The organism is Allobosea sp. P1_A7 (assembly GCF_056406775.1).
In genome coordinates, this window is sequence record NZ_JBFTZN010000363.1 from 1 (window position 1) to 8,954 (window position 8,954).

The window sequence follows — 8,954 nt, forward strand, 5'->3', positions numbered from 1 at the left end:
GGTGAAGAGGTGAAGACCGTCTACGTGCCCTGCTGCCCGTTCCAGCGATTGATTCAACCGTGACGCCCGTCGCCTCGCACGGCGCCCGCACGATGCGGCGGGCAGACTCTGCGCGCCTGATCCGGTCGAGGGCTCTTGTCGCCCGCCCGCGTTGGAGTCACCGACCGATCCCGCCGTCGTCACCCTGGATGGCGTCAGGGAACAGTGCCCTGTGGCGCCGGCCATTGCCTCTCCAGCACGAACAGGGCGCGGATTCAAGACGGACGCCTAGGGGCCCCCAACATACCCGCACCTCCACAGATGGCCAAGGAAGGCGGTCTGACGACTTCAGGCTTTTACAGAAGCCAGCGATGGGCTGAATGCCGCCCACGGGCCTCCTGGCTGGAGCGGTCGACCTGGCGGCACGATGCGGATTTTGACGACGCTGCAGAGATCCGCGCCCGCGCCGTGCAGGAACTTGGCGAGGGCTGAGATCTACGCCATCCCCAGCGCACGGCGCCCGAAAGCTTGATTGGCACAATGCGGCTGTTGGGCTCCGCGGGCATGATCAAGTGAGGGGGCTTTGTCGCCCGCCCGCCACCGCGACTCTTGGCTGCGTCATGTCATTGCCGATGGCGGAATTGGCCGCGAGAAGCTCAAGGGCCGGCTGAGCAACAGTCCCCTCAGACGGCGGCGATTCGAGCAATTTCCTTTAAGAACGAAGAACGCCGCTTCGGCACCACCGGGGGTCGAGCCGACGTGGGTAGGTCCAGCAGTGCACCAGCTTCGGGACTAGACCACAAACTTGTCGGAAGGTGACTATAGATGTCGTTCACCGCAACTCGCGGCGTTATCCTTACAGCTTCAAGCAGTGATGCGGCTCTCAGCAAACTGCCGGGTCCCGGGCGTTGTTGGAGCCAAATGCGTCACGGTTTCCGCGGTCGTTCGGGTTCCAGTCGAGCCTCCTGTCCGATATCCGACCGCTAAACTTCTCGCCTTAACGAGGAGCGCGAGGCGCGTCGCGCGACCTCCAACGGAGCCTCGCCGAAACGACGGCGGTAGGCCTTGGCAAACCGCGACGAATTGGTGAAGCCGTATCGGCGCGCGACTGTAGCGACCGAGCCACCCGGCGCCCCACGAGTTAGCTCATCGTGCGCCAACTCAAGTCGAATGGCGTGCAACATGCCCGACGGCGCGCAGCCGCGGAAATGTTTGAACACGGCGTCAAGCGTTCGCAAGCTGCATCCGGCCGCAGCCGCCACATGCGCCATGCGGATCGGGTCAGCGGCACTTTCGCGCATGAAATCCTCCGCACGCCGAATGTAGGCCGGAACCGCCCCGGAAGCGCCCTTGGTCAACCGATTGGAATAGTTGTGTGACGTGCCACGGAGCACAAGCGAGACCAGCAAATCGGTCAAGGACGCGAGTGCAACAGGGCTGCTGACCACTCCGTCCTCGCGCCGGAAGTCGTCCAATACAAAATCGAGCTGACGCTTGAGGCTGGCTGCCAGCCCTCCGTTCCAGTCGACGCTGGGCGCGAAGTCGAGTGGCTGGCGGAGCGGTTCGTCGAGCATGCGCACCAGCCCATCCTCAACATCCGTAACCTTCAAGAAGACGTTCGTGCGCGCGGTATCATCGCCAATCAAGACCTGGGTGCCAGGGCCCGGCCGCCACGCGAGGCCCTGGCCTCCTATGGCAGTCGCGCAATTTCCTCGTTGAGCCAATGTCATGTGGCCGGCGAGGATCGATGTGAAACAAAAAAGATCGCCTTCGTCGCCATCGATAGAGAGATTGGTTGCGAAGCCGCTGTCGCCGTAGCTCGCGACGATTGAACCAGTCGAACGGGTCGCCAGGGTAAAAATTGGCCTACCCAAGTTCGCGCTCCGCAGCTCCCTGCTCTGGGGCTGATAGGTGTAGATGAGGCTCGATTTTGCTACGCGTTCGCTAATCCGTAACGTGCCCTCCAAATCCTCATGTCTCGCTTGGATAACATCGAACATCGGCAATCGGGCGGGATCGATTGTAGCCGTGATCATTGGCAAGTTTCCGGGTGGCCCTTTGACCGTCTCAGCATAGACACTTTTCGCACCGCTTGGACAGAGTTGGCAGAAATCCAGCAAAAGTGCTCACAAAATAGCCAATCCAACCAACTTGAATGTGGCAAGATAAATGAGAATGAGCTTGGTTGTCTTGACACCATCCAAGTCTCGGGAACTGGGTGATAGATATTGACAGAGAGAGTAAGATTGCCATAAACAAAAATATGAGTTTATTACTCTAATGTTKGTAATCGACCTATTTGGTGATCAATTTTGCTTATCTGAACGTTAAATCTTATCGGCATTCTGGTGTTTATTTAAGCAATATTATAATTCTATAACAGTAGACCAGCTAATCGCTCAACTGCTATGTGTTTCTCGTGGAGGTGATCTACGGTGGACTAAGCCAGATTTTTCCAGTTCTTCAGGGAGCCGCATGTCGGATGCGGAGCCCGCCGCCAATTTGATGGGTATGTCTTGGGCGCCGATCGAGGGGCAAACGGCACGCCGCTCACACCTCGCAGGCCAAGCCGCTGTCAACCTTCATTCACGTCGCGTTGGAGCGATGTGGTTGAGCGCTGTCATCGTTAAGAACCCGCCGAGCCAGGAACCAACCGCAGCAAAAAGCACATAGGCCCAATTCTGCGTGTAGTTGATGACCGCGAACGCGGACAGCATATACCAGACGCTGCTCCAATTGGCTGCAGCGACTCGTTTACGCGCCGAGACCGCTGCGTTGAACATCACATAAGCGCCGTCCGTTACGGCCGTCGATAGCATGACGCCCGTAGCGATCAGTGGGTCTATCGTAGGTAGGTCCATTATTTCTGCCCCCGGCTGGATCGGAATTCGACGTGGCGCACATGCGCCGTCGGAAGGACCCGCTGTCTTGTGTGTCGGAAACGCCGTTTAGATAATTTGCGATTTCGCTCGTTTTCAACCGCATATCTGGAAGGAGATGACAATGCTACTGATTCCAACCTATGTTTCCAAAAGTAAAATTCCAGAGGCCGGCCTCGGACTATATTGTAAAGAATTCGTGCCAGCAAACACTATTATTTGGACGTTTCATCCTGGACTCGACTATATCGTTGAAAAACTTCCTGAAGACGTGATTCTAAAAGATTTCGTGCTAAAGTATGGCTATCTTCCTCTCACAGGAGAGAACACGTGGGTGATGTGCGCCGACGACGCCCGCTTCTTCAATCATAGCGACGACCCGACGTGCCTCGATTTTGCGAGTACCACCACAGCCCGATTTGAGCTTGCGCCTCACACAGAATTGACGAGCGACTATCGCTCCTTCTGTCGAGATCCATTTCGCGGTTTCCAGATGTGCCCAACGGAGGCTAGCCGCGATCTGGTAGCGGAAGGCGTTTTCGCGTAACTTTTTACGGGCGAGAAGCAGTTCTTCCAGCGCCGGTTGGCTTTGGGCGGGATGTTGGGTATCGCGCCGCGCTCATCGACCTGGCGGCGATGGCGTTACTGTCAGAGCCCTTGTCGCCGTGGAGTGTGCGCGCCTGCGGCATCTGACAGGGCCGATCCCGCCGTGCAATCGGCGACATGGCCGCCGGTCAACAGAAGGCGATGGGGCGGCAGTCGCGATCGGTCAGCGCGTGGATCTTGATCCTACGCAGCCCGCCACGCGAGCGGGCGATGGCCTGGCTCCGCTCCTCCCCTTTCCGCCCGAGGCCGAGCTGTGCGCCTTCACGGCAGATGAGTCGATAAGCACCTGAGCTGGAGGACCACCGGCACTCGCCAGCGCATGGAAAATGTCCGTAGTCGGGGGCTCATCGATCCAGTGTCCTCCGGATCCGTGCCCGCGCCGTGCAGGAACTGGTCTCAGCGCTGGAAGCACGCTGGGCGGAGCGGGGCGTGCAGGCGCTGGCCGTGCCGCTCTTGTCTCGTGATGGTGTCTGGACCCTTTCCGGCGTCAAGTTCAAAGGCGTTGACACCGCAACTTATGGGCGAAGCAACGGCTTGCTTTGGTAGCTCCTGATGGTGTGCTTTAGTCCTGATGGTGTGCTCTGCCTGCTGATGGCTAAGGTAGCAACATGCAGCCCCTGTCACTTCTGAGCGACCATTGGCTTCCGGTCCGCCGCCGCTCCGGGGTACGGACCTGGATTGCCCCCCACCAACTCGTCGACGGGATCGAAACCGATCCTGTCGTCCGGCCTGACTGGGGCCGGGCCGATTTAGATGCCGCGACGCTTGAATTGCTGCTCGGGTTGGTGGGCCCCGCCTGGGCGCCCGACGGCCTCGGCGCTTGGGCGGCGCGCGCCCCCGTGCCCCCCTCTCGGGGCTATTCATCGAGGCGCCTGGCGCTAACACCGAGGAGAAGAACGCCGATCTGTTCCAGAAGCGTGGGCGCATGCCKGTGCTCGGCCTGCCAGCGGCCGCGATGGCGCTGTTCACGCTGCAGACCTACGCGCCCTCCGGCGGGCGGGGAAACCGCACCTCTCTTCGCGGCGGCGGGCCTCTGACCACCCTCGCCATGCCCCCCGATAGCGAGACGCTTTGGCACTGGCTCTGGCTCAATGTGCCGGAGCCGGCGGCGCCCCTGCCCAACGATCTCGCTCGCATCTTCCCCTGGCTCGCGCAGACCCGGACCTCCGAAGGCAAGGACGCCCCGCTCGGCGACGACGATATCGATCCGCGCGGCGTCTTCTGGGGCATGCCACGGCGGATCAGCCTTGAGATCGAAGGCGGAACAACCGACACCATCTGCTCACTGACGGGCGAGCCTGCCCCAGCGCTGGTCGCGAGCTTTCGGACACGCCCCTGGGGCATGAACTACGGCGCGCTTCTGCACCCACTCTCGCCGATGTACCGGCAGAAGGTCGGTAGCGAATGGCTCTTTCTCCACCCCCAGCCGGGCGGGTTGAGCTATCGCCATTGGGTCGACATGGCGACCGATGGTGCGCCCGACACGGCCTTGCGCCGAGCCGCGCCGGCCGTGCAGACGGCGCGCGCACGGCTCGGCGAGTTCGGGCGCGAGCGCGGCCGGCTCTGGTCCGCCGGCTACGACACGGACAACATGAAGGCGCGTGGCTTCGTCGAGGCGACATTTCCGCTGTTCGCCCGCGACGTGGTCGATATCCCGGCGCGCAGCCTCGTCCTCGCAGCGCAGGAGGCAGCCTCGCTCGCAGCCGGCGCTATCAAGGACGCCCTCGGTATCGACGCCTCCGACGCGAGCCGCATCGCGGCGCTGCGCGAGGATGTCTTCGCCCGCACGCAGACGAGCTTTTTCGAAGCGCTGGACCGGCTCGATACGGGGCTGACGGGCGGCGAAGCCCTGTCGGAGGTCCTGCCGGCAAGCTCTCGGGTGTTTCTCGAAGAGGCATTGCGGCCGATCGCTCTCGAACTGTTCGACCGTCATTCACCACTGCTGCGGCCGGATGCCCGCGAAGCAGAACGCATCGTCAAGGCGCGTCTCTATCTCGTCCGGGCGCTTCGTGGATACGGCAAACGCGGCAAGACATTGTTTGACGCCCTGTCGCTGCCGCTGCCCGACCCCGGCGAAGGCAAAAGCAAGAAGTCCCGCAAGGAGGAGGCCGCCGCATGAGTCCACCGAACGCATCCGCGCCAGAGYCCGGCGACGCGGCGCGGCGCTGGTGGCGCTCGCTCCAGGGCGAGGACACTCAAGGAAATGCTAAGCCCGGCGATCGCGCCGCGCTGGCGCGGCTGCGGCGGGCTACGCCGGCGAGCGCTTTGGCCGACGAGGCGACCTTCGGCCTGTTCGAGGCGCTGGGCTACGGCTCGGGCATGGCGGACAGGAAGCGCCTGCCGCGGGTCGCCACCMTCGCCTGCCTGCTTGCCCATGTCCGCAAGAATGCAAGCGCCCCTTTCGGTCGCGCGATCGGCCGGGCGAGCCTGTCTGACCCGGGTTCAGCTGCGCTCAAGCCGCTGCGGTTCCAGAGCCTGATCGTGGCCGAGGGCGAGGAGGACATTCTGCGCGCCTTCCGCCGGGCACTGGCGATCCTCGATGACGCGGTGGATGTCGCCGATCTCGCCCGCATTGTCCTGCGCTTCGATCGCGAGGAGACGCGCCGCGATCTCGCCTTCGCGTATTTCGGCGCCGGCGCGGCCCGGCCGCAGATCACCGTCCTCTGACCTGCCAAGAAAGTCCTCGCCGTGCGCCGCTTCCTACAACTCCATCTGCTGACCTTTTATCCTCCCTCCAATCCCAACCGCGACGACACCGGCAAGCCGAAGACCGCGATCATGGGATCCCATCCGCGCCAGCGCATTTCCTCGCAGGCGCTGAAACGCGCCTGGCGAACCTCGGAGGCCTTCGCCAAGGCACTCGACGGCCATCTGGCGGCGCGCACGCAGCGGATCGGCGTCGATGTCGAGGCGCATCTCCTTGCCAGGGGCATCGCAACAGACAGAGCGCGCACGGTCGCCCGCGATGTCGCCGGCATCTTCGGCAAGATCAAGAAAGAGGACGACAAGGCTCCAACATTCACCTAGCAGCTCGCCTTCATCTCGCCCGAGGAGAAGCAGGCGGCGCTGGCGCTGGCCGAGCGCCGTGCTGGCGGTGAGGACGCGACCGATCTCAAGGATCTGCCCGACTTGATCCTCAAGGCCCACGATACGGCGGCCGATATCGCCATGTTCGGTCGCATGCTCGCCGACAACCCCGATTTCAACCGCGAGGCGGCGGTCTCGGTTGCCCATGCGGTGACGACGCACCGCGTCGTCGTGGAGGACGATTTCTACACGGCTGTCGACGATCTCAAGCGCCCGTCCGAGGATGCCGGGGCCGGCTTCATCGGCGAGGCCGGCTTCGGCTCCGGCGTCTATTATCTCTACCTCGTCGTCGACCGCGCCCTGCTGATCGACAATCTCGGCGGCGACGTCGCTTTGGCGAAAACGGCTGTCGCAGCGCTGGTAGAGGCCGCGGCTACCGTCGGCCCCGGCGGCAAGGCCAAGAGCTATGCGAGCTATGCCCGCACCTCCTTCGCGCTGGCCGAGCTTGGGAACGGCGCGCCGCGTACGCTGGCCTCCGCCTTCATTCGGCCGGTCGATCGCGTCGACTGCGGACCGCCGCCTAACGACCTGCTCGACGCGTCGATCACAGCGCTGACCGACACGCGCGCGAAATTCCAACGCGCCTATCCTGACGCAACCGACGTGGGATCCATGGACCTGCACGCCGGCGCCGGCTCGCTGACGGATGTCATCGCCTTCGCCGTCGAGGATCTGGCATGACGACCTGTCTCGTCTTCACGCTGACCGGACCGCTGATGGCCTTCGGCGACGTCGCGCCGGGCGAGCGCCGCGTCGGCGTCGATCGGCCCGGCCGGTCGGCGCTGATCGGCCTCGTGGCCGCGGCACTCGGCCTCCGTCGCGAGGACGAGCGGCAGCGGGGACTGTCGGCGGCACTCGCCTTCGCGGTGCGCGTGGATGCGCCGGGCGAGGCGATGGTCGACTACCACACCGCCCAGACCGCCCCGGCGAGGCGAAAGCGCCGCTTCGCCACGCGGCGCGAGGAACTGACGATCCCATCAGAAGAGCGGGTGACCATCCTGTCACAGCGTGCCTACCGGACCGACGCCGCCTTCAGCATCGCTGTGCTGCCGCTCGCGCCGGAGCCTTTTGCGCCGGAAGCAATTGCCGCAGCGTTGGCGCGGCCGGCGTTGCCGATCCATGCCGGGCGGCGTGCTTGTCCGCTCGCGTTGCCGCCCTCACCGCGGCTGATCGACGCCGATGACCTCGCCGGCCTCTTCGCAGCCTATGATGCGGCCGAGGACGCCGATCCCGATCGCGCCTGGTTGCGCGGGCGCTGCGGCGTCGGCGGCKCGCCGCGCGCCGTCATCGCCGCGGACCCCGCCTTCGAGAGAGCAGGGCTCCTCGGCGCGGCGCCGATCCAGCGTCGGGAAATGCGGCGCGACGAGCCGGTCAGCCGGACACGGTGGCAGTTCGCGCTGCGCGAGGACATCGTCGCAAGACTGCCGGGGGACGAGGCGTGAGCGCGCTCTTCCTCAGTCGCGCCCGGCTGAAACGCGATCCGGCGCTTGACGTCCTGGCCGCCCAGCTCCTGCCGGAGCCGGGAGGCGCGCGCGCGCATGCCGCCCATCGGCTGATCTGGTCGCTCTTCGCGGGCGAACCGGACGCTGAACGGTCCTTTCTGTTCCGCGAGTTGCGGCCGGGTGGACTACGTCCTCACGGCGCGGAGTTCATGATCCTGTCCAGTCGACGCCCCGCGACCGACAGTCCAATCCTCGATATTGAGACGCAGGACTTCTCCCCGCGCCTGTCCGTTGGCGACCGGCTGCATTTCTCGCTCCGCGCCAACGCGACCGTCGCGCACAAGAAGGAGGGCGGTAAAACAACCCGCTCCGATCTCGTCATGCATGCCCTGAGCCGCATTCCGAGGGCCGAGCGGCACGAGCATCGTGCCGCCGTTCTGGGGCGCGAGGGCCGGCGTTGGCTGACCGCGCAAGGGGAGCGACACGGGTTCCGCCTGGCCGAACCGGAAGACGACGCGGATGCGACGCTCAGGACCGACGGGTACGACGTCTGGCGCTTTCCGCGCCTCGGCCGCGACGGCCGCATTGCGGTCTTCGATGCCGAGGGGGTGCTGGAGGTCACTGAGCCGTCCGCCTTCCTGGCGCAGCTTGTCAAAGGTTTTGGGCGCGCCCGCAGCTTCGGCTGCGGGCTCATGCTGATCAGGCGGGCGTGAAATGGCCTGCGGCCGCCCAAGCCCATTCCGCTGAAGGAACGGTCGTCAATAATGTCGGTCCCCGGACTTGTATGGGGTTTTCCTTGTCAAGGCCGCAGCCCCCTATTGGCTTTGAGACGCGGTTCGTTTTCACGTACGGGTGGACGTCAACAGCTTCGCCGCTCCGAGCGGCGAAGGYCGTAGGTGAGTGCAGGCGCTCACATCCAAACGATCCGAGGGGGACTCGCCATTTTGGCGCGGTTCGGCGC

General features: G+C 64.1%; 7 protein-coding genes and 4 pseudogenes. 8 read left to right on the forward strand and 3 right to left on the reverse strand.

Features of this window, described 5'->3' with window-relative positions:
- Positions 1–556: 556 nt before the first annotated feature.
- Positions 557–652 (forward strand): annotated as a pseudogene (locus tag AC1D34_RS34120) (IS5/IS1182 family transposase); the annotation flags it as partial.
- Between the two features lie 310 nt (positions 653–962).
- Here AC1D34_RS34120 and AC1D34_RS34125 read toward each other — a convergent pair.
- Positions 963–2,015 (reverse strand): AraC family transcriptional regulator, encoded by a 1,053-nt coding sequence (locus AC1D34_RS34125; RefSeq protein WP_476826634.1) that lies wholly within the window; start codon positions 2,013–2,015, stop codon positions 963–965.
- 546 nt (positions 2,016–2,561) lie between these two features.
- Entirely contained in the window at positions 2,562–2,840 is a 279-nt protein-coding gene (locus tag AC1D34_RS34130) for a hypothetical protein (protein WP_476826635.1), read from the reverse strand.
- A 142-nt stretch (positions 2,841–2,982) separates the two neighbouring features.
- Here AC1D34_RS34130 and AC1D34_RS34135 point away from each other — a divergent pair, with 142 nt between their 5' ends.
- Entirely contained in the window at positions 2,983–3,405 is a 423-nt protein-coding gene (locus AC1D34_RS34135) for an SET domain-containing protein (RefSeq protein ID WP_476826636.1), read from the forward strand.
- Between the two features lie 5 nt (positions 3,406–3,410).
- Here AC1D34_RS34135 and AC1D34_RS34140 read toward each other — a convergent pair.
- A pseudogene (locus AC1D34_RS34140) lies at positions 3,411–3,831 on the reverse strand (transposase); the annotation flags it as partial.
- Positions 3,832–4,072: 241 nt separating this feature from the next.
- On the opposite strand from AC1D34_RS34140, the pseudogene AC1D34_RS34145 reads away from it, so the two are divergent.
- The 6 genes and pseudogenes from AC1D34_RS34145 to cas6e all read left to right on the forward strand — a co-directional run.
- Positions 4,073–4,288: pseudogene (locus AC1D34_RS34145) on the forward strand (type I-E CRISPR-associated protein Cse1/CasA); the annotation flags it as partial.
- Positions 4,285–5,583 carry a type I-E CRISPR-associated protein Cse1/CasA gene (casA, locus tag AC1D34_RS34150; RefSeq protein ID WP_476826637.1) on the forward strand — a complete coding sequence of 433 codons (1,299 nt, stop codon included), beginning with the start codon at positions 4,285–4,287 and terminating at the stop codon, positions 5,581–5,583. The pseudogene AC1D34_RS34145 and the gene casA, both read left to right, overlap by 4 nt.
- Positions 5,580–6,131: a type I-E CRISPR-associated protein Cse2/CasB gene (gene casB / locus AC1D34_RS34155; protein WP_476826638.1), complete on the forward strand. Its 552-nt coding sequence runs from the start codon at positions 5,580–5,582 to the stop codon at positions 6,129–6,131. Before casA ends, casB begins: the two co-directional genes overlap by 4 nt.
- Before the next feature lie 21 nt (positions 6,132–6,152).
- A pseudogene (cas7e, locus tag AC1D34_RS34160) lies at positions 6,153–7,232 on the forward strand (type I-E CRISPR-associated protein Cas7/Cse4/CasC).
- Positions 7,229–7,993 (forward strand): type I-E CRISPR-associated protein Cas5/CasD, encoded by a 765-nt coding sequence (cas5e, locus tag AC1D34_RS34165; RefSeq protein ID WP_476826639.1) that lies wholly within the window; start codon positions 7,229–7,231, stop codon positions 7,991–7,993. Before cas7e ends, cas5e begins: the two are co-directional and overlap by 4 nt.
- Positions 7,990–8,706, forward strand: coding sequence for a type I-E CRISPR-associated protein Cas6/Cse3/CasE (gene cas6e / locus AC1D34_RS34170; RefSeq protein WP_476826640.1), 717 nt, complete (start codon positions 7,990–7,992; stop codon positions 8,704–8,706). Before cas5e ends, cas6e begins: the two co-directional genes overlap by 4 nt.
- Positions 8,707–8,954 lie beyond the last annotated feature (248 nt).

Excerpts from the sequence above, each read along its gene's own strand:
- AC1D34_RS34125 (WP_476826634.1), bottom strand. The coding sequence starts at position 2,015 with ATGATCACGGCTACAATCGATCCCGCCCGATTGCCGATGTTCGATGTT.
- AC1D34_RS34130 (WP_476826635.1), bottom strand. The coding sequence starts at position 2,840 with ATGGACCTACCTACGATAGACCCACTGATCGCTACGGGCGTCATGCTA.
- AC1D34_RS34135 (WP_476826636.1), top strand. The coding sequence starts at position 2,983 with ATGCTACTGATTCCAACCTATGTTTCCAAAAGTAAAATTCCAGAGGCC.